Origin of the sequence: Acinetobacter sp. TR3 (assembly GCF_027105055.1) — a bacterium.
Classification (GTDB): domain Bacteria; phylum Pseudomonadota; class Gammaproteobacteria; order Pseudomonadales; family Moraxellaceae; genus Acinetobacter.
The window spans coordinates 1,201,584-1,222,132 of record NZ_CP114264.1; the positions used below are offsets into that span (position 1 = coordinate 1,201,584).

18 protein-coding genes and 1 tRNA gene are annotated in these 20,549 nt (G+C 37.4%); 10 read left to right on the top strand and 9 right to left on the bottom strand.

Annotated features, from left to right (window positions below; genetic code table 11):
* Positions 1 to 6 precede the first annotated feature (6 nt).
* Entirely contained in the window at positions 7 to 1,893 is a 1,887-nt protein-coding gene (locus O1449_RS05605; protein WP_269239413.1) for a M66 family metalloprotease, read from the bottom strand.
* A gap of 941 nt (positions 1,894 to 2,834) precedes the next feature.
* Here O1449_RS05605 and O1449_RS05610 point away from each other — a divergent pair.
* On the top strand, positions 2,835 to 3,068 hold the full coding sequence (locus O1449_RS05610) for a hypothetical protein (protein WP_269228223.1): 234 nt from the start codon (positions 2,835 to 2,837) through the stop codon (positions 3,066 to 3,068).
* A gap of 52 nt (positions 3,069 to 3,120) precedes the next feature.
* Here O1449_RS05610 and O1449_RS05615 read toward each other — a convergent pair whose 3' ends face one another.
* Positions 3,121 to 3,804, bottom strand: a complete 684-nt coding sequence (locus tag O1449_RS05615) for a pirin family protein (protein ID WP_269228222.1) — start codon at positions 3,802 to 3,804, stop codon at positions 3,121 to 3,123.
* A 193-nt stretch (positions 3,805 to 3,997) separates the two neighbouring features.
* Positions 3,998 to 5,356, bottom strand: coding sequence for an argininosuccinate synthase (gene argG / locus O1449_RS05620; RefSeq protein ID WP_269228221.1), 1,359 nt, complete (start codon positions 5,354 to 5,356; stop codon positions 3,998 to 4,000).
* A gap of 276 nt (positions 5,357 to 5,632) precedes the next feature.
* Here argG and O1449_RS05625 point away from each other — a divergent pair, with 276 nt between their 5' ends.
* Entirely contained in the window at positions 5,633 to 7,663 is a 2,031-nt protein-coding gene (locus O1449_RS05625) for an NADPH-dependent 2,4-dienoyl-CoA reductase (RefSeq protein WP_269239414.1), read from the top strand.
* A gap of 86 nt (positions 7,664 to 7,749) precedes the next feature.
* A tRNA-Ser gene (locus O1449_RS05630) sits at positions 7,750 to 7,839 on the top strand.
* 445 nt (positions 7,840 to 8,284) lie between these two features.
* Here O1449_RS05630 and O1449_RS05635 read toward each other — a convergent pair.
* The gene (locus O1449_RS05635) at positions 8,285 to 9,634 is read right to left on the bottom strand and encodes a hypothetical protein (protein WP_004801557.1); all 1,350 of its coding nucleotides are present in this window, start codon (positions 9,632 to 9,634) and stop codon (positions 8,285 to 8,287) included.
* Between the two features lie 149 nt (positions 9,635 to 9,783).
* Between O1449_RS05635 and O1449_RS05640 the strand changes: the two genes are divergently transcribed.
* The 3 genes from O1449_RS05640 (at position 9,784) to O1449_RS05650 (ending at position 12,439) form a co-directional block, all read left to right on the top strand.
* On the top strand, positions 9,784 to 9,957 hold the full coding sequence (locus O1449_RS05640; protein WP_228127864.1) for a helix-turn-helix transcriptional regulator: 174 nt from the start codon (positions 9,784 to 9,786) through the stop codon (positions 9,955 to 9,957).
* Between the two features lie 216 nt (positions 9,958 to 10,173).
* Entirely contained in the window at positions 10,174 to 11,508 is a 1,335-nt protein-coding gene (locus O1449_RS05645; RefSeq protein WP_004699698.1) for a YagK/YfjJ domain-containing protein, read from the top strand.
* A gap of 1 nt (position 11,509) precedes the next feature.
* Complete coding sequence (locus O1449_RS05650; RefSeq protein ID WP_004699700.1) at positions 11,510 to 12,439, top strand: hypothetical protein; 930 nt, start codon at positions 11,510 to 11,512, stop codon at positions 12,437 to 12,439.
* A 71-nt stretch (positions 12,440 to 12,510) separates the two neighbouring features.
* Here O1449_RS05650 and O1449_RS05655 read toward each other — a convergent pair whose 3' ends face one another.
* Both O1449_RS05655 and O1449_RS05660 read right to left on the bottom strand, forming a co-directional pair.
* A complete protein-coding gene (locus O1449_RS05655; RefSeq protein WP_004699703.1) occupies positions 12,511 to 13,020 on the bottom strand; it encodes a hypothetical protein in 510 nt (169 codons plus the stop codon).
* A gap of 113 nt (positions 13,021 to 13,133) precedes the next feature.
* Positions 13,134 to 14,255: a hypothetical protein gene (locus tag O1449_RS05660; RefSeq protein WP_269239352.1), complete on the bottom strand. Its 1,122-nt coding sequence runs from the start codon at positions 14,253 to 14,255 to the stop codon at positions 13,134 to 13,136.
* A gap of 800 nt (positions 14,256 to 15,055) precedes the next feature.
* On the opposite strand from O1449_RS05660, the gene O1449_RS05665 reads away from it, so the two are divergent.
* The 4 genes from O1449_RS05665 (at position 15,056) to O1449_RS05680 (ending at position 18,812) form a co-directional block, all read left to right on the top strand.
* Entirely contained in the window at positions 15,056 to 15,373 is a 318-nt protein-coding gene (locus O1449_RS05665) for a hypothetical protein (RefSeq protein ID WP_269239353.1), read from the top strand.
* A 63-nt stretch (positions 15,374 to 15,436) separates the two neighbouring features.
* Complete coding sequence (locus O1449_RS05670; RefSeq protein ID WP_269239354.1) at positions 15,437 to 16,492, top strand: DUF932 domain-containing protein; 1,056 nt, start codon at positions 15,437 to 15,439, stop codon at positions 16,490 to 16,492.
* Positions 16,493 to 16,638: 146 nt separating this feature from the next.
* Complete coding sequence (locus O1449_RS05675; protein ID WP_004801545.1) at positions 16,639 to 17,766, top strand: YqaJ viral recombinase family nuclease; 1,128 nt, start codon at positions 16,639 to 16,641, stop codon at positions 17,764 to 17,766.
* 146 nt (positions 17,767 to 17,912) lie between these two features.
* The gene (locus O1449_RS05680; protein ID WP_004801544.1) at positions 17,913 to 18,812 is read left to right on the top strand and encodes a recombination directionality factor; all 900 of its coding nucleotides are present in this window, start codon (positions 17,913 to 17,915) and stop codon (positions 18,810 to 18,812) included.
* Between the two features lie 103 nt (positions 18,813 to 18,915).
* On the opposite strand, the gene O1449_RS05685 is transcribed toward O1449_RS05680, so the two are convergent.
* From O1449_RS05685 to O1449_RS05695, 3 genes are all read right to left on the bottom strand, one after another.
* Entirely contained in the window at positions 18,916 to 19,185 is a 270-nt protein-coding gene (locus tag O1449_RS05685; RefSeq protein ID WP_004722342.1) for a hypothetical protein, read from the bottom strand.
* 14 nt (positions 19,186 to 19,199) lie between these two features.
* Positions 19,200 to 20,081: a copper resistance D family protein gene (locus tag O1449_RS05690; protein WP_004801541.1), complete on the bottom strand. Its 882-nt coding sequence runs from the start codon at positions 20,079 to 20,081 to the stop codon at positions 19,200 to 19,202.
* A gap of 67 nt (positions 20,082 to 20,148) precedes the next feature.
* A complete protein-coding gene (locus O1449_RS05695) occupies positions 20,149 to 20,529 on the bottom strand; it encodes a copper resistance CopC family protein (protein WP_004722340.1) in 381 nt (126 codons plus the stop codon).
* Between the last annotated feature and the right edge of the window lie 20 nt (positions 20,530 to 20,549).

Sequence of the window (20,549 nt, forward strand, 5' to 3'; positions counted from 1 at the left end):
ATGCTTTTATAGATCTCGACTTGCTAAAATCTTAGCTGATTTATCTAATCCATTTTTCCATAAAATCGGCGTACTTAATATTTCTATTTTGCTAATTTGATTTTCAGCAGGAATATTCATAGCAAATGTTCTAAAACTTTCAGAATTTTTGGGATCAAGTTTATTATCACTAAAATCATCCGATTCTTTAAACCAAGGTCTAAATCCACCTTGTATTGCAAAGTGTTTAGTCGTTTGATTTTTATAGTATACTTTTAGCGTATAATCACATCCACTTTCTGCACAGAAATTTTTATAAATACTGTCACTATTTCTACTAATTTTTGCTAAGTCATTAGCATCTGTTGGATCTATTTGTTTTAATAGATTTCCTGTATAGGTTTTAGATACAGGATATATTTGTGTCATGCCTTTGGTATTCGCATTACTGATAGTAAATACTACTGTTTTGACAAGTACATTTCTTTTATTTGCATAATTTTTATTTATTCCAAATCTTGCTCGATCCCATTTGTCATCGGTTGGATCATAGTCTATCCATTGATAATTTTTTTGATCCCATTTAGAATAATTGGTCAAACTTTTATCATTTATAATTGTTTTAGATTCAACATATTTTTGAATTCTTGCAGCATTATAATCTGAAAATATACCATATTGATATTTTTTAGATCTATCTTCACTACCAGACTCCATTACATCAACTTTGTAGCAATTTCCATTTTCATCTAATGGTCTCACATATCCATGAGATGTATATTTTTTACAGTTTGAGTAGTTTTGCGCATCACTGGTAACGAGATCTGAAATAAAAGTATTTGTACTTATATCAAATCCCCATTCTGAGCCTTTTATGCTTCCTCCGTAGTAGGGGAAGTTATTATCTTTGTATTCTCCTGCTGCATGACCAAGTCCAAAAGCATGTCCACTTTCGTGATTAAATATACCACTATAATAATGGTCTCCAACACTCACATTTCCCCATCCGACTCCGCCTCCTGGATACTGATATTCACCTTTAGAATTCATTTGAACAATAGGCCCATAGTATTGATAATTTAAACTAGAATTTCCACTTGCATAGTAGATCGTAGTAATAGTATTTAGAATTGTATTAATAACTCTTGAATCCTTTTCCAAAACTTTTTCAGCTTCTTTTCCATCGGAAGGAGGAACGATCATATAATCCCATTTAATTTCACCAATAGGATGCTGTTCAAAAATTAATTCTGATATTGGCCAAATATTTTCAAGTTCAGCTTTCTGTTGAGAAGTTGGCGAAATAACTTTGTCGTAAGCGATTAAGTTCGTAGATGCTCCAAATAAGTAAAATGGTAGAATTTGTATTTTTAAATTAGAATGTAATGAAAACTCTACTTCCTTAAAGCTGGATGGTTGAGCATTATCTGATATAACTCTAAATCTAAGCCCTTTTTGCATATATTCTTTTGGAATGTTTGCTATCCAAGTATTTTTTGAAAATGGTAAGGGTTTTACATTTCCATCTACTGAAAATGATTTATAGTCTTGTGATAGATTAATGCTTGTTATTAAATTATGAGACTTATATATCTCAATTTTAGGATTCTGATCACCATTTAAATTTAAATCTAAAAGGATTATTGCTGATTTATTTGGAGTAGCTCTATAAGTTAGTTCACTGCCATCTTTTAACTTCCATACTTTACCCTGTTCAGTTGGTAATATATGTGACTGAATAATATTTACTTTACTTAAAGTTATGGGAATCAATGTTTGTTTTTGTGTTTGTGTTTCAGTTAATTTTAATTCCTTATCCGTATTCATAACTTGATTTGGGGCTGATGATTCACCACCACAAGCAGAGAGGAAAATAGGAATGCTAAGTATTTTTAAAAATTCTATCTTTTTCATAAGATTAATCCTATAAGTGTAATAGTATTAATTTATCAAAAATTTTTTTTATTATCTATATTTATAATTTTGTTTATATTCACAAATAAATTTTTTAATGTCAATTTAAGCACGTATTTAGATATTTTTATGAAAATACAAATATATTTTAATGATACATTAGACCTCTTTTATAAATAAAATTTTATTCATCTCTAAATTATAAATAACTGCAATCAAATTAAATCTTAAGCCAATTTTTTCCTCTATTTCGGTAACTCTCTGCAAGGATTTTGAAAGTCTTTAATTTACCAAATAAGTAACATCTAAATAACAAACATGTTTGCTTTTTAGCTCTTACTTATTTGCTGTGTTTTATAGTGAATGATCGCTTGTACCTTAAATGTATGAGCTTTTTTCTTGCCGCTATAGCTTTTGTTCTGTTTTTAGGTCTTTGAATTGGAATTTGAGTGGCATCTTCGATTACAACATTGCAGTCTATACCTTCCCCTTCAGGCATATCTCTGGGAAACCTGGCTGAATTAAACTATCTTCAACTAGACGAACAGTTCTGGAAGCTATTGGCTCTGATACACCATAATTTGCAGTAACTTGAAATAAACTTCGGTATTCTCTTCAATAGCTTAAACAGGATTCGAGTTAGTTATGCTTGAACAATTTTTATCAGATATTGGAATCTTGACTAACCCTAATATTGGTGCTAATTTAATCAATAAGGAAGTCATATACTATTTGGGATTTAAGAGAAATCTTACCCAAATGAATAAAGATATGACAACCTGAATACACAGCTAACAACGAACGAGACGATTCAGATTGTTTTTAAAAATGTTCAAGGTTGTAGAAAAGCCCGTTAATCGGGCTTTTTTAATGCCGATTATTTTTTGGATAAAATTTAGGCTATAGTGAAATAAAGATTGGAGGAGCAATAGGGGATTGTGATGCTGATATTTATTATTTTGGTCATTGTGATTGGCTTAGTCTTATTAGCCTTCTTCGCAAAGAAAACAGATTCTACACAGGATACATCTGATTATAGTCATCCGTATTCTTCCACAACCTCTTCATGTGATTCTTCTCAGGATAATGTTTCTAGACATTCTGATGAATGTAGCTCAAATGATGATTCGAGCTCAGACTCAAGTAGTTGTGATAGTAGCAGCAATAATGATTAGAAAAAGCTTGTACCCCCTAAGGGGCAAGGGGTACAAGATAAACCGAGTTTAATTAAGGTAGATCAAACCAAATCATTTGGCTTTCTTGCAATGCAGTAATGGTTGCAATTTCATCGAATACTAAAGCATCACCTGCTTTAACCAAATGATTGGCAATCATTACTTCACCTGAAATCACATGCACGTAGTTCACTTTTTTTCGTGCTGTAATTTCTAAATGTTGATCTTTCTCAATGACAGCAGTTTTCACTTCCACATTCTGACGAATCGACATTGGTGCAGATTCATCACCAGCAATCAAGTGCCATTGGTTTGGATGGTTTTTTGGATTCAGCTGTATTTGCTGATAAGTTGGCTCAGCATCTTGTACATTCGGTTGAATCCAGATCTGTAATAGATGCACTGCTTTATCATGCTTGTTCATTTCACTGTGAGTGACCCCAGTTCCAGCACTCATCAACTGCCATTCACCTGCATTGATCTGACCTTCATTGCCCATACTGTCTTTATGGGAAATGGTGCCATCAAGTACACAGGTTAGGATTTCCATATTGTCATGGGGATGGGTACCAAAACCATTGTGAGCAGCAACCGTATCATCATTGATTACACGTAATGCGCTGACACCCATGTATTTCGGGTTATACCAACTACCAAATGAAAAGCTATGATAGGTGTCTAACCAACCCGCTTTGACATGACCACGGTTTTCACTACGATGTAGATAAGCATTCATCTTTCATCTCCCAGTTATTATGTTTTGCTTGATGCTTATATTATCGATTCATAATGGTGATAAGTAGTCTTTAAATACGACATATTGTTCTATAAATGCAATGATTCGGTAATGAGTATTTTCTTGGATAAAATAAAAAAGGCTGAATCAAATATTCAGCCTTTTCAAGTTGGTAAATTAATTTACCAATCTTTTATTTTGATTTATTTTCTAGCTGTGGAATTGCAGAGCCTTGACCCACTGCAAGCAAACCAGTTTCAGTATAGATACCCAATTTTGCACGGGTATCGGTAATATCAAGGTTACGCATCGTTAACTGACCGATACGATCCATTGGTGTAAATACAGAATCACCTTTCTCCATAGTTAAACGCTCAGCTTCATACGTGAGGTTAGGAGATTCAGTGTTCATGATGGTGTAGTCATTGCCACGACGTAATTCTAAAGTCACTGTACCCGTAATGGCTTTAGCAACCCAACGTTGTGCAGTTTCACGTAACATAAGTGCTTGTGAGTCGAACCAACGACCTTGGTAAAGTAGGCGACCTAAACGTAAACCGTTAATGCGGTATTGTTCAATCGTATCTTCGTTATGAATACCAGTTACTAAACGCTCATACGCGATGTGTAACAAAGCCATACCAGGTGCTTCATAGATACCACGAGATTTCGCTTCAATGATACGGTTTTCGATTTGGTCAGACATACCAAGACCATGACGACCACCAATACGGTTCGCTTCTAAAATGAATTCAACTGGATCTTCGATACGTTGACCATTGAGCGCAACAGGCATACCTTGTTCAAAAGTAATGCTCACTTGTTCTGGTTGGATTTCAACGTCATCTTTCCAGAATGCAACACCCATGATCGGATCTACGATTTTAATACCCGCATTCAAATATTCTAAATCTTTGGCTTCGTGCGTCGCACCCAACATATTTGAGTCAGTTGAATACGCTTTTTCCTTTGACATTTTATAGTCAAAACCGTTGTCGATGAGGAACTGTGACATTTCCGCACGACCGCCTAACTCATCAATAAAGGTTTGGTCTAACCAAGGCTTATAGATTTTGAGGGCAGGATTGGTCAATAAACCATAACGATAGAAACGTTCAATATCGTTACCTTTATAAGTTGAGCCGTCACCCCAGATGTTCACATCGTCTTCTTTCATCGCCGTTACAAGCATCGTACCTGTAACTGCACGACCCAAAGGTGTGGTATTGAAATAAGGAACGCCACCAGTACTAATGTGGAATGCGCCACATTGAATTGCTGCAATACCTTCAAGCGCAAGTTGTAAACGACAATCGATTAATCGAGCTTTGACTGCGCCGTATTGTTCAGCTTTCTTTGGAATTGCATCATAGTCATCTTCATCAGGTTGACCCAAGTTTGCAGTATAAGCATAAGGCTCTGCGCCTTTTTGCTTCATCCACAATAAAGCTGCTGAAGTATCGAGACCACCAGAAAAGGCAATCCCAACTTTTTTGCCTACAGGTACGTGCTGCAAGATAGTTGCATTATCAGTCATTGCTTGTCCTAACATTTATTAGTAAAGACTCCGAATAGGTAGTCTTGAGAATAAAAAATCGGAACTATTGTAACACTTTTCATTGAGCTTGTTTTCCTGAAAGAAAAACTAAGCAGAAAAATTATGTTCTAATACATTTGATTTTGGTTTTTTAGATTGGAAATCAAAATAGTTACATTGCTTTTGACTTTAGTGTCAGCATTTTCTTGAAAAGAGTCATAAACACATATAAAAATTCAGTTAAAGTACTATGCAACAAGTTGCAAAGCCAATAAATACAGAAGGAATACCATGACTAGCTATGCAAATATCTTAAAACCATTACATTTAGGGTTTACGACAATTAAAAACCGTGTAGTAATGGGCTCTATGCACACAGGTTTAGAAGATCGTTTCTTTAATTACCCTAAACTTGCAGCTTATTTTGAAGAAAGAGCAAAAGGTGGTGTTGGCCTAATCATCACAGGTGGTATTTCTCCAAATCGCCAAGGTTGGTTATTACCAGCTGGCGGTACAATGAATAGTTTAATGGATATTCCACAGCATCGTTTAGTGACGCATTCAGTTCATAAACATGGTGCAAAAATTTTAATGCAAATTCTGCATTCTGGGCGTTATGGCTATCAACCTTTTGTGGTTTCTTCGAGTGCTGTTAAATCGCCAATTTCACCATTTAAACCGCGTGAAATGAGCAATCAAAATATTTTGGATACGATTCAAGATTACGCACGTTGTGCGAGTATTGCGAAGAAAGCAGGCTATGATGGTGTTGAAATCATGGGTTCAGAAGGGTATTTGCTGAATCAGTTTTTAAGCCGACATGTGAACCAACGTACTGATCGTTGGGGTGGTGATATCGAAAATCGTATGCGCTTTGCAGTTGAAATTGTGAAAGCAATTCGTGCGAAAGTGGGCGAGAAATTTATTATTTGTTTCCGTTTATCAATGCTTGATCTAGTGCATGATGGTAATACGATGCAAGAAGTAACGGTTGTTGCTCAAGCATTAGAAAAAGCAGGTGTTACTTTACTAAATACTGGGATCGGGTGGCATGAAGCACGTGTACCAACAATTGTGACTTCAGTACCTCGTGCAGCATTTGCAGATTACACCGCTTTTGTAAAACAGCATGTTTCTATTCCTGTAATTGCATCAAATCGTATCAATATGCCTGATACTGCTGAAGATATTATTGCTTCTGGTAAAGCCGATATGGTGCAAATGGCGCGTCCATTATTGGCAGATCCATATTGGGTAAATAAAACTGCAACCAATCGTGTAGATGAAATTAATACGTGTATCGCATGTAACCAAGCATGTTTGGATCATAGTTTTAAGAATCAACGCGCAACCTGTCTTGTAAACCCACGTGCAGCATTTGAAACAGAATTGGTTTATATCAAAACTAAAAAACCTAAACGTATTGCGGTTGTTGGTGGTGGTGTTGCTGGAATGTCAGCTGCAACAGTTGCCGCAAGTCGTGGTCACGCCGTTACTTTATTTGAAGCAAGTAATGATGTTGGTGGTCAGTTTAATTTAGCGAAAGTTGTTCCTGGAAAAGAAGAATTCCACGAAACCATTCGTTACTTTAAGGTGCAAATCAAGCAAACAGGTGTCGATTTGCGTTTAAATACGCGCGTAAGCCGTGAACAGCTTGAACGTGAAGGTTTTGATGAAGTTATTGTGGCTACAGGTGTCGTTCCTCGCGCATTGAAAATTCAGGGCAGTACTGCGCCACAAGTATTATCTTATGCTGAAGTGTTACGTGGTGCTGAAGTTGGACAAAAAGTTGCTGTAATTGGAGCAGGGGGAATAGGTTTTGATGTATCAGAGTTTTTATTAAAACCACCGCATCAACCTCAGCCTCAACCTTTAGCAGAATGGCAACGTGAATGGGGGGTTGATCCAAACCCTAATTATATTTCTGAAGGTGGAATGCAACGTCCAGAAGTAGAAATGCCAATTCGCCAGATCTATTTATTACAACGCAAAACTACACCTTTAGGTGTTGGCTTAGGTAAGACTTCAGGCTGGGTACACCGCGCGCAATTGAAAAAGCATGCTGTTCGTATGCTTCGTGGTGTGCAGTATAAAGCGGTAACTGATGAAGGATTATGGGTTGAGCATAATGGTCACGATCAGTTATTGCGTGTAGACACAATTGTCGTGTGTGCTGGGCAAGAATCTGTAAAAGATTTAATGCCTAAAGATGGTGAAAATACTTTAGCGAACTATCATATTATTGGTGGTGCGAAGCTCGCTGCTGAGTTAGATGCGAAGCGTGCAATCCGTGAAGGGGCTGAATTGGCCGCTAAACTCTGATAATTGATGAAACATTATGCGTTTGAATACATTGCACTTAAATTTCTCTTGAATAAAGACAACAAGCTTTGTATTCTTACGCACATGGAAGCGTGGCAGAGCGGTTTAATGCACCGGTCTTGAAAACCGACGAGGGTGTGAGTCCTCCGTGAGTTCGAATCTCACCGCTTCCGCCAAATATTTAAATAAGCCCTTGTTTTTACAAGGGCTTGTTTTTTATCTATGATTTTACCCCTCAACCTACCCCTCATCAAACATTGGATTAGGTGATATCTAAAGAGACATCTTTTTACTTATTTGGACATCATATTAGTTGAAAGAAAATTTCTAGTAGAATTCCAAACTGATTTTAAGGTGGGGAATTTTGCAAATATCCACTTTGGTCTTATGCTTGAATGGTCTGTTGTATTTGGTTTTTTACTGTTGCTTATCTTTACTTTCATCTTGGATGAGTTTTCTTGATCTTATACATTCTGTTTATGAGATTTTATCGATTCATAATTATGGGCAGACTGTAAAAAAATAAATCTACCCATATTCTTTAGATGCTTGTAAGTGATGTTAAACCCATAAATTTGATGATACTGGTATATCATACGGACTGTTAAGTTGTCTGCATCCTTACAGATTGATGATCTCATATAAATTTTCTGGTGATAAATTTTTCACCATATCATTTAGACCTTTACTTAGACTTGCTTTACTAAATGTATGTTCATAAAGTATGTCCCTCATACCACAAGTGATAAATATTGTTGCTTTTTTAGGCTTTATGGTTTTTATATCTTTATCATTTTCAAGTAATTCATAAAGCGTTTGGAACAAATCGGAAAAATAATCCATGCCTGTATGATTGATTGAGTTGCGACGATCTTGATTGATAGCATTCTCAATTATAGTTTGGTTTGCAGAGCCGTGAATTTCACTTAGCATAAATTTAGAATAATTCGCTGATTCAAACTGCTGGATGTTACCCTTGTTGATCTTTGTTTCAAAAATTTTATCGTAGTAAATCAGGCTGATTAGCGCAGTAAGAATTGCATCAGCTCTTTTGAGTACTTCAAGTGAATTTGCACAATCATCTAAAATGATGCTCAAGCTATGAATTTTTTCAGAAACCTTATTGTCAATAATAGGCTGGGCATCTGTCCCATTTCTCTGATTATCTAATCTTGTAGCCATAAATTCATGTATAAATTTACTTAAAAGCACAGGCAGATTGCTAACATCCTCTTCTAGATTTAGATGAAGATTTATGAACTTTGAAGGTGGCAAATTGGCATCTAACGGAGAGCATCCAATAAATGATTTTGTGGACTTCTGTAGTGGTGTACCATAAATTTTCAATCCTTTAATTGCATTCCTAACTTCGTGATATGAAGGGACTTGAGTTATATTTGTGCCTTTTATATCTTTGCTATTCTTAAAATTATGATATTCAATATAAATTTTAAGATAATCCAAAAATAGAGATTTAATATCCCAGAATGGTAACAAGTCAGGTAAGAAATACTTTTCGTTCAAAATACGTTTGAGGTTTGTCGAAAAATTGGGGAATTGTGTCCATTCTTCATAACTTTTGATGTTTTCCCAAAATATGCAATAAAGTTCTTCAAATATTGATGTTAGTTCATCTGGTTGAAGTAAATGGTTTAACAAAAATATATCTTCATCCACTAATTGCCTTGTTTGACAATATCCCATTACATGGTTGAGTAACTGTCTGCCAAAGACAATTATCTCTACTTCAATCTTGATTTGCTCAATAGGTAGTGACTTTCTTTCTTTATATTTTTCAGTTAGCAGGTTGACCAGTTGCCTCAATATTACATCCCTAATACGTATTAACTCGTTATACAGATTTGGGAAAGTTGCTTGAAACTCTCTTGCTTTTACAGCTTGCTTTACTAATTTTTGCATTACAGGGTGAGCTATTCTGTAAATTTCATGATCGAAGACGGGATTACTCATTTAAATACGCTACTTAACAATTGTGAATCTTGTTTTGCTGATGTTTCTGAGGATTCTAGAGCATATTTATATCCGAAGACATCCACATCAGGTTTAAATCGGAGTAAACAATGCAAACCTCAGAAACCAAAAAAAATCAGATTCTTAGAATGAAAGGAGTAACAGAATTAGTCTGTTTAAGTAAATCAAGTCTGTATGACAAAATGAACCCGAAATCCAAGAGATATGATTCGTCTTTTCCTCGTCCGATTAGATTGGGACTATCAGCCGTTGGTTGGTTAGAGCAGGACATAATTGATTGGATCAATTCAAAAAAAAGCTAACCAGATTAGCAAGATATCTTTACAACTCTCACATACCCTATTAACCCTTATAACACTGTAATTCCTTGATTTCGAGGTCATGGGATTACAGTGATTTTTACGCCTGACCATTTGTGTTACTTATATGATCAGTATATCTAATAATATTAATTATTATATAAATTGACTTAATTAACAAATTGTTAGGTGTAATTACGTACAGAGAAGTTCATTATTATGAATCAATCATCCTATCTTATGAGTAATAATCAAACACCTGCTTTAGCACATGAATACTTAACACAAGTACCTGAACACTTTCTAAATCAGCAGACTGAAATAACTGATACTGATTCATCTAATCAGCCCATTCAGATTACAGCACCATTGGAAGAGCAACAGTCTTTACTCAATTCAATGTATGAAGAATGCTTCAATGCAGCAGACGATCAGCATTCAAGCTCATTGGCATTGGATTACTTATTAGATTTCAACACTGAATATAACCAATATGAAATTCGATCAAATCCTGAAGCTGAGAAAATATTCTCAGAAATTGAATTAGTAAAACAAATCTTAAAACACAACTATGTGCAGGCTTATCGTAAGATCAAAGGCACTCTGTATCATGGATGGTATGAGCCTATTGATAAAAAATTCATTGAATTATTAAAGCAAATACTCATCCAAGGGTTTGATCCTCTAGAGCATTATGATTGTGAGCATCATAAGATTGTTATGCAAGCGTATAACGAAATTCTAAAGGGTTATTTTCATGCTGATTTTTATCTACATTACCCCAATGATATTATTCAGCTAAGAAATACTGATGGAACAATAACTTCAATTTGTTATGCAGAATTAATTAATCTATTCATTGAACGTTTGTATTTGCTAACTCAAGAAAAGGAATTCAAATACCAACAGAAAAAACGAAGGGAACGTTCCCAATATCAGCAAAAGGTCGCTACAGAATGTGTAGATACGATACTGGCTAAACATTCGAGAATTGTCATTGCTCGTGTCGATTTTCGTTATGGAAAAACACAAAACCCTGAACTTGCCCAAGTCAAAGCAGATTTAATCACATGCCTTCGTTATTTAAAGCGTACTTCAAATTTACGTATATTGGGCTATCTATGGAAATTGGAATTTGCCGAAAAAACGGGCTATCACTACCACTGTTTTTTCTTTCTCGATGGTCGTAAACACTCACAGGACATTAAGTTAGCACAACAGATTGGTGAGGTCTGGAAAAGAGTGATTGGTGATGAGGGGACTTACTATAATTGCAATATTGATGCTCACAATGGCAAATACAAAGATGTCGGTATTGGCACCTTACATCGCAGTGATAAACAAAAATACGAGTATTTGATTAAAGCCATCCGTTATATAACCAAAAGAGACCAATTCATTGTGCATAAAAGGATTAAGCAGGATGAAGAGAATGAGCAAAACCTTAGAAATGATAAAGCCTACTTCATACGTGTATTTGGTAAAAATATTGCTAAGGATGTTGCGATAAAAATGGGTAAATCTCTTAAAAATACTGGTCAAAAGGAGGCATGAAATGACTCATTATTCAGCGACTCCTCAAGCACACTATATACCGCAGACACCAATTATCCCATTCATGCTGGATGTTAATACTCATTTGTTCTTAGGACAGAGTATTCAAAATGCAGCTCAAATTGAAAATGGGAAACTAGCGGTTATGGATAAACGATCACCCAAATGTTTGGATAAGAATTATCGTATATTTTTAAATTCTCTACCTTGGCTGCATTATCACCGTTTGGTATTACATGGATTTCAACTAAATCCTTATTGGGCTGCAATCTTTGATACAGTAGGCTTTTCTCATTACGGTAATATGAATTACCTTGTAGAGAATGCAGAGCTTATTCATGATCAATTTAAACATAAGTTTCTGAAACGACGGATTGCACTGGAATATACAAAATTTATTGAACCAATTAATGAAAGTATTAAATTCCAAAAGGCATTGTTTAAACGTTGTCTAGACAAACATAAGCAGATCAATTGTATGATCTATGATTTACCTTGTATGTTTACTATTCCCTTACAATTTGATGCCGAAGTTAAATTACCAAAACTTGCTAGTAAATGGCTGGAAAGATTACATCAATCCGAAGAATTAGCTGGCAAGCTGTATGATGTGCAATGGCGTATTGTGAAATCACTGAATGGATTTTATTCAGTCCATGCCATCATTTATGTGATTGGTGATGAGTGTAAATATTCTGATTTTATCTTACGGGTATGGAGAGGGGCTTGTTTACACAAGGGACATGAGCTTGTGCAAGGATCACCTTATTTGGTTTGGGAAAAACACTGTTACTTTGCGGACAGTGATATGCGTAGCTACTGGAGTAAACAGCTTGAGTTTCTAAATGGCCCCCTCAAACTTTATCGGTATATGAGTCAGCATATTTCCTATTTATGGCAAAGCTATACAGGGAATATCCCTGCTAAGTAAACTTTTCAAATATAAGGCGCTCTGATTAGAACGCCTTTTTTATGCTTGTATAAATCGCTGTGATTAAATCTCTAAAAATTATAGGTATAGGTCAAACCACTGTTGGTGGTGATGGTCACTTCACGGACATATTCAGCGGAACAGCCCAAGTAGACTTTTGCCACTGAGCCATAGCGCATATTTTGGTAATCGTAAGTGCCTTTGCTTCTGCAATTACCACGGTTGATTAAAACCCCTGTGATGGTGGTTGGCGCATCGTTCAAGGACATGATGTTTAACAAATCGGTATAGCCTGTCATGGAGTATTGTGATTCTTCACGACGGACACGGACTTCAAATTGTTCTTGTACAGTGGGTTCAGTCCCTTCCTCAGCATTATATGACTCATCTTCCAGAAAGGATTTATCAACGGCTGGAAAATCATCTTCAGATTGAGGCGGAGTTTCAGTCGCATCAGCAGTGCTATGCTCACTTGTTTGAGTTGGGGTATCCTTTGGTTTTGGTGCATCGTTACCTGAATTACACGCAGTTAAAGTCAGTAGCAACACACTGGATAAAACAATCGATGGAATAAAATTCATTACACATGCCTATATTTAATCGAATATTGTGATCTACAGGGTTGGGTGAAAGCCCAACTCTGTGTATTTAATTGTTTGGTCAATCAATTTTTTACTTTTTATAAAAGTGGGAATTACTCATCGATCTTTTTAAATACCTTTTCGATCGGCGTGTAGTTTTCCAAGCTAAAATCAAAAGGAATTGGCTTTTTCAGTGTCACATCAAATTGCTTTAATCGAGCATTTTCTATGCCGTTGAAATGTTTGCGTTGAAAGGACATGGTGCTCGGTTCAAGGATGGCAATCGGTTCATTCGCAGAATCAGCTTGAGTGTTGTTGGCCTGATAAATGACTAAGCTCTCTAATTCCAATTTATGATTATTGAAGTTAAAAATGTAACCGACATACTTCTGTCCACCAGCCGTAATAATATTTTGTGCTAACTCTGGCGTGGATGGGGCTGTGAAATTCACAATAAGATCAGATGCGAAATTCATATTCTCAAAATGTAATTGTTTCGAATCAGCATCGTAATAAACAAAATTATCAATCGGACCATTTGGTCGATCATTCGGTGTATAGCTGCTTGGCATAAACAGACTTTGACCAGACGTAGCATTTAAACTGAGCTCTAAAAGTTTTAAGTCATAATTTAGATGGGCATTTTTAGTATCCAACTCATTTTGAAGTGTCTGAATACGTTGTTGATATTGTTCTGTACTCTCAAATTGATCTTTTTGTGGTGGAGTCACCTGCATTGTCGATCTTATATAATTGATTGCCGTATCATGCGCTGCACGCAAAGAATAGTCATCACCTAAAGCAAAAGTGAATGCAGGAAACTGTTGATCAGTATGTCCGATCACTAAAACTTGATTGTTTTTTAAAGCCAGCACATTTCTTAAATCATTGAGAATGGACTGGAAATACACGCAGTTTGCACAATAATCTGCAACATCGTCATTTTCAGCAAACATCTGCAATCCATAGATGGTTTTATACGGTGGATAAAAGGAAAAATACCCCTCATCTTTGATGAGTTCCTGAAAGTCTTTTCCTGTTTTGGTGAGCGGAGGTGTAATTTGATTTCGAGCGATAATCAAAGGGGACGAAACAGCCTGTGCAGGGGCAGCATCATTCAATGACATTTTTTCAATCTTTTGAGATAGCTCTTTTTTCTGTACATCATCTTGTTGTGGTTTTGAGCATCCGACCAACGTAAGGCTGGTGAGCAGCGCAATTGAAACGTATTTCATCCTATTATTTCCCCATCCAATATTTTTAAAGTTTTTAAAAATGAATTATGAAATTGACTGTAATTTCAAATACATTCTGCTTGGCTGTCATAGGCTCTAACTATGCTGTTACTGAGCACAATAAGGACAAGCCAAATAAGCTGTGCGATGAATTTCATGATTTTTACCCAGCACAAAACACCACTGACCAAAAAGGATGCAGCAGTTAATTGATGCCTTGAATCAATCAGGGCATAGCGAAAGCGTGCGATAAATGAATTGTAATGGAATGCCGAAGAGGCTTAGAAAGTGCAGGGGAAAAAGCACAGTAAATTGCGTCATGGTTGACTCCTAGATGAATTAGAAGTTCTACCGAATCACTGTCAATTGATTATGGTGGCAGAACGAAAGAGGGTTGACAGACTGGACATACAGAACCAGCACGCGCGAACGCGTCCCCCTCCCGTTCTACCGCAAAGGGGGACGAGAAGGTTTTACGCATACGGGGAATACTCAGAAGAATAAACCCTGATGCGCTGTATGAAACGGTCTGTCAAAACCGACTGACAATGTAGGTCAGCCCTTGCATCATAATCGCTGCTAAAAAACAGGTCAATTGATCTGTTTAAGCATCATTCAAAAATTGCCTAAAACTGATGATAAAAAAACCATTCTAAAAAAATACAAATACATAGCATCTAAATGAGAACGGTGCTTCTCCATTTGAGACAGCACTACTAATACATGCTTTAGCTACATTGCAATCACTTTGCCTGCTTCCCTCAGCAGGCTTTTTTTATTCATTTACAGGAAATACCACAATGAGTTTGCCATGTCCTTATTGCCAGTCTAGAGAGACGGTACAACTGCAATCCCCCCAATATTTACCTAATACCTCAACTAACAATCCTATTTCCAATAGTGTGATGTCACCGATGGCACTTGCCACATTAGGCGTGAGTGTTTCCAAAAGTCTAAATATCCCACCGATTGCAGGCGCGATCGTTGGGGTACTGATTGGTGGTATCTGGATGTTGATCACTGAAGATGAACAGCAACAACCGCTACACCCAACTTATCGCAGACAGTATTACTGCAATCACTGTGACCGCAGCTTTAGCCCAAATTTACGCAATTAAGTATTCAGCAAAATTTAAATCCAACGCTTTACCCATTTTTAAATTAATACAGGAATTATTCTTATGGCACATTTAGTTGAAACTATGGCATTCACTGGACAAACCCCTTGGCATGGACTAGGCAACCAACTCACTCCAAATCAGCCGTTGGAGGTCTGGGCAGAGCAGGCAGGTATGGACTGGCGGATTGAATCTTCCGATGTCAGTTATATGGCACAGAATGAAAAGGGACAAAGCATCATCATGCCTTTTGAGGAACAACGAGTACTTTACCGTTCTGATACTCACGCACCTTTATCCGTAGTCAGCCAACGTTTTCAGGAAGTCCAACCGATGGAAATCCTACATTTCTACAAAGATCTGACTGAGCAATCAGGCTTTGAGCTGGAAACCGCAGGCGTACTCAAAGGCGGTAAGAAATTCTGGGCATTAGCCAAGACTGGACAGACTTCAGCACTCAAGGGTAAGGATGTGAGTAATGGCTATATTCTACTAGCGACGGCTTGTGATGGCACTCTAGCAACCACTGCACAGTTCACCAGTATCCGGGTGGTATGTAACAATACTTTGGCAATTGCTCTCAAAGGACAAAATACCAGTGCAGGTGTGGTTAAAGTCCCACACAGCACTCGTTTCGATGCTGAGAAAGTTAAACAACAGTTGGGTATTTCAGTCCGTGCATGGGATGAACACATGTATGAAATGAAACAACTGAGCCAGCGTAAGGTAACTCAGCAGGAAGCAGCAGCCTTCTTTGATGCGGTGTTTAACAATACCAACCTAACTATGGCTGAACAAGATGAAAGCATCATTCAGTTCTATCGAAATGCTGCTATGCCAAACCAAGGCATCAACACCCCAACCAAAGCGGACAATAAAACCGAGCCAAATGGACGTGCCATGTCGAAAGTCATGACCATGTTTAACGGACATGGACGTGGTGCAGAACTGAGTTCAGCCAAGGATACCGCTTATGGATTATTGTGCAGCATCACCGAGTTCTGTGACCATGAACGTCGAGCGATGAGTACCGATCATCGACTCGATTCAGCATGGTTTGGTGCAGGGGCTGCCATTAAACAGCGTGGTCTGGAACAGGCATTGAGAATGATTGCCTAAATTCAGTTTCAATTAAGCCAGCTCCATTAGCCTAAGCATACAGTAACACCGTACAAGCACAGCAACACCTTTAGCCGCACCCTCATGCGGCTTTTTTATGCCCAAAATTCAGCTTTTACGATTTTATCGATACAGGAATAATTGCAATGAATAGTCATACTCAAATTCAAAACACGCTAAATAACCCACCACTACAACCCTATTTACCGAATCTAAATCAATCCATTCAGCAGATTGAGGTGGGAACCCGAACCAAACGAGATCGACCGAATACGCAACCACGAAAGACCAAAGCCCTTACAGCAAAAAGACTTGCCAACACCAAACAGATGAACTATCAACAATGGTTAGAAGTCAGAAAACAGGGTATTGGCAGCAGTGATGCAGCAACGGCCTGTGGACTGAATCCCTATATGTCGATGCTGGAACTGTGGATGATCAAGACAGGGCGGATGCAACAAAACATCGAGGATGAAAGTGCAGGTTACGCACCCTTGTACTGGGGAAAAAAGCTAGAACCTTTGGTGGCTGAATACTACAGCATGCACACCAATCATAAAGTCCGTCGAGTTAATGCAGTATTGCAACACCCTGATGAAGACAAACAGTTTATGTTGGCGAACTTGGATTATGCTGTAGTCGGTAATGAAGAAGTGCAAATTTTGGAATGTAAAACCGTGGGGGAATATGGCGCAAAACTATGGCGAGATGGCGTGCCTTTATATGTGCTGTGTCAGGTACAGCATCAATTGGCAGTGACAGGTAAACAGGCAGCGCATATTTGTGCCTTGATCTGTGGGCATGAAACCAAAATCTATAAAGTGACTCGTAATGAAACTGTGATTCAGCACATCATTAATGCGGAACGTCATTTCTGGCAATGTGTCGAAACAGGTATTCCACCCAGTGTAGATGCTTCGGATTCAGCAGCTAAAGCCTTGCAACAACTTTATCCTGAACAGATTCCATTAACAGTAGAAGACCTGACCCAAAATGAACAAGCTAATTATTTGTTTAATCAGTTACTAGAGGAGCGACATAAAGTTGAACAACACCAGCAGTATTTTGATGAACTGAAACATCAACTACAAATGATGATGAAAGAAGCAGAGCGAGCGGTATTTACAGGTGGTTCAGTCACATGGAAGAAATCACAAGACTCAATCAGCCTAGACAGTAAATCATTGCTTAAACAGCATCCTGAATACCTACAGCAATTTCCCCAAACCAAAGCAGGAACACGACGCTTTCAGATTTATCCGAATGGTGGATAGGGCTGATACCCAAGTAACCCATTTCAATTTAACTAACACCCCAACCAACTGATCCCATACCCCAAACAAGTATGGGATTTTTTATGCCCAAAATTTATTTATCCAAATTTAAACGCCATTTCAACATCTATATAGAGTACATCATCATGATTAAAGGTTTAGCTATTACCCCACCTGTGTTGGGGCGTATCAGTATCGGCAAAATTGTCGAAAAGAATGGAAAACGTCTGCCTGAAAAAGATGATCAATTTACCATTACCAGCCAAATCCAAAATAAAGATGGGTGGGTCAAACATCCACTGGATGAGCAACTACGTGCCAAAGCGCCCAATCAGAACCAAAAGCTGAGAAGCATTCCAGTCCGCATGATCTTCAATGATCCCGATCTCAACTTAAGAGCAGAGTACAGCCTATTTGACCGCCAAACTGGACGTTTAATCTGTTCAGGCAATGGCGAAAGCTGTCAGCGACTCGGTCAAAATGGCATTGAACAACATCCTTGTCCATCCCCTGATTTATGTCCATTGGCACAGGGTGGATTATGCAAGCCCTATGGCAGACTCTACGTCAACTTAGATGAATCAGATGAGTTTGGTACTTTCATCTTTAGAACCACAGGCTTTAACAGCATCCGCACTTTGGCAGCTCGACTTCGTTACTATCACGCAGCATCGGGTGACTTACTTTCTTGTTTGCCATTGCAATTGACCTTGCGAGGTAAAAGCACCACACAAAGTTACCGTACCCCGATCTACTACGTGGATCTGACTTTACGTGATGGCACAAACCTGAAAGATGCGATTAGTTCAGCCAAACAGATGGATGAACAAAGTAAGACAGCAGGGTTCTATCAGGAGGCTTTGGATCATGTGGCACGGCAGGGTTATGGTAATGCCTGCTTTGAGGTGGGAGGTGAAGAGGGTTTGGATATAGTGGAGGAGTTTTACAGCGTTGAATCTCAAACAGAGCATCAGCAAACGCATGATCTCACTCATGTTCAAGATATTCAGAAAGGCTTACAGCAGTCGGTTCAAGCTCTGAATTAAATACTGTTGGGGGCTAAGAAGCCCCCAACAGTAATATTGCTACTATTTTTTATTAAAAAATTTGAACTACTTATTGAATCAATAAACATTACTTAAGTATCGTTTATTTGGAGGGCGGTAGTACGTTAGGCTTTTGTAACATTAATCCATTTATAACTTTTTGTTGTCTACTATCTTCATTACGTAGTTGTTTATCTTTAGAATGATGGTCTTTATTCTCTTCGACTTTGGTGTCGCCATGATTATGATCAGTGATATTACGTAATTCGGTATCATCTAAGGAGCGAATCGTTTTTGAAGTGCTAGGTTCAGCCCATGATGTCGTATTCAAAAAAATGAAAAATAATAAATTGTACTTCATCCATGAAGTCATAGCGTGATCCTTTTTTACTCAATACCGACTACAGTGGTGATATAACCAGTGGCTAAAAGAATTGATAGACCTAATGACATCTCAAATAAAATGGCATAGCCCAATTGTTTCGCAAATTTCGGGTCTTGTAAGCGAGGTGTGAAATACCATTTGTTAAAGGCTGCTAACAATAAAATACTTAGGACAAATAATATTTTAATAATAAATCCATGCCCATAAGGTGTATTGATTAGAGTATTAAAATCTTTAAAGAGTAATAAAGCAATACTAAGACCACAAGCGATGAGTATTCCTACAATAAAGGCTGCTATTTGCCCAAATAGATGCATACGTTCTTTAAGTGGTAAGCCATTAATTTTTTTGCTTGTTTTCCATAATGGATAAAGCGACCCCATCCATAAGGACATTACAAGTACATGTATTGATAACAAAGCTTGAGCGAATAAGGGTAAATTCGTGACGTGTCCGAGTTGTGAAAAACTTAAAACGATTGGTGTGAGCAGTATGGTAAAGATTGCTCCTTCAGTTTTGGAAATATCAATCGTCCCTTTACTAAGTTTGACTATCATAAATATGAGTAAAAGTGCAAAACTGATTGATCGAATGATAGAGACATGTCCAGTAGGAGTATTGACTAGTATATTTATATAGTTGCTATCCCACATACCTGAAAGGCCAGTGTTGGCAAAACTTCCTATAAGAATGAAGAAGCCGAGAACACTTGAAAAAAGGCCTAAACCTGTACCAATAGTCATGTATTTTAGAATAGTCTCCTTGATTTCAACATAACGTCCAAGTAAGAAATAGCAGAAAGCACCGCCAATAACAAATGCAATCCCTAAATATAAAATGACTTTAACCAACCATGTTGCATATATCCAAGTCTCAGGAATCATATTTTTCTCCCTTTATTATAGCAACATGCCAGCAAGCTGCTGGCATGTTGACTATTTTCACTCATTGTTATTTTGCCGATTTAATAGTGAAATTATATTCACCATTCATGTTATGGCCATCGGTACCCATTGTGGTCCAAACCACCGTATATTTTCCTTTTTTTAGTTTTGGAACCGCTACGTCAAATGATTTTTTCATATCATGAGTTATTTGGTAGTTCAAAGGGATATCCTTACGTTGGGCATCAAGTAACTTAACGTTCATTAGCATGACTTCTTCACCAAAATTGAGTGTTATGTTTTTTGGTTGACTTGCTACAGAAGCATTGATCGCAGGAATTGCACTTTCAAGTTTCACGTGTGCAAATGCACTTGAAGCAGTAACAATCAGTGTTGCACCTACGAGAGTGTTACGTAGAGCTGACATTTTATTTTTGAAAATTTTCATTTCTTCATCCTCTTTAAACT

Bases quoted from the DNA above. Each gene is read 5' to 3' on its own strand.
- argG (WP_269228221.1), bottom strand. From the start codon at position 5,356: ATGTTAGGACAAGCAATGACTGATAATGCAACTATCTTGCAGCACGTA.
- O1449_RS05685 (WP_004722342.1), bottom strand. From the start codon at position 19,185: ATGACTTCATGGATGAAGTACAATTTATTATTTTTCATTTTTTTGAAT.
- O1449_RS05635 (WP_004801557.1), bottom strand. From the start codon at position 9,634: ATGAGTAATCCCGTCTTCGATCATGAAATTTACAGAATAGCTCACCCT.
- O1449_RS05640 (WP_228127864.1), top strand. From the start codon at position 9,784: ATGAAAGGAGTAACAGAATTAGTCTGTTTAAGTAAATCAAGTCTGTAT.
- O1449_RS05625 (WP_269239414.1), top strand. From the start codon at position 5,633: ATGACTAGCTATGCAAATATCTTAAAACCATTACATTTAGGGTTTACG.
- O1449_RS05660 (WP_269239352.1), bottom strand. From the start codon at position 14,255: ATGAAATACGTTTCAATTGCGCTGCTCACCAGCCTTACGTTGGTCGGA.
- O1449_RS05645 (WP_004699698.1), top strand. From the start codon at position 10,174: ATGAATCAATCATCCTATCTTATGAGTAATAATCAAACACCTGCTTTA.
- O1449_RS05690 (WP_004801541.1), bottom strand. From the start codon at position 20,081: ATGATTCCTGAGACTTGGATATATGCAACATGGTTGGTTAAAGTCATT.
- O1449_RS05665 (WP_269239353.1), top strand. From the start codon at position 15,056: ATGAGTTTGCCATGTCCTTATTGCCAGTCTAGAGAGACGGTACAACTG.
- O1449_RS05615 (WP_269228222.1), bottom strand. From the start codon at position 3,804: ATGAATGCTTATCTACATCGTAGTGAAAACCGTGGTCATGTCAAAGCG.
- O1449_RS05610 (WP_269228223.1), top strand. From the start codon at position 2,835: ATGCTGATATTTATTATTTTGGTCATTGTGATTGGCTTAGTCTTATTA.
- O1449_RS05650 (WP_004699700.1), top strand. From the start codon at position 11,510: ATGACTCATTATTCAGCGACTCCTCAAGCACACTATATACCGCAGACA.
- O1449_RS05695 (WP_004722340.1), bottom strand. From the start codon at position 20,529: ATGAAAATTTTCAAAAATAAAATGTCAGCTCTACGTAACACTCTCGTA.
- O1449_RS05670 (WP_269239354.1), top strand. From the start codon at position 15,437: ATGGCACATTTAGTTGAAACTATGGCATTCACTGGACAAACCCCTTGG.
- O1449_RS05655 (WP_004699703.1), bottom strand. From the start codon at position 13,020: ATGAATTTTATTCCATCGATTGTTTTATCCAGTGTGTTGCTACTGACT.
- O1449_RS05675 (WP_004801545.1), top strand. From the start codon at position 16,639: ATGAATAGTCATACTCAAATTCAAAACACGCTAAATAACCCACCACTA.
- O1449_RS05605 (WP_269239413.1), bottom strand. From the start codon at position 1,893: ATGAAAAAGATAGAATTTTTAAAAATACTTAGCATTCCTATTTTCCTC.
- O1449_RS05680 (WP_004801544.1), top strand. From the start codon at position 17,913: ATGATTAAAGGTTTAGCTATTACCCCACCTGTGTTGGGGCGTATCAGT.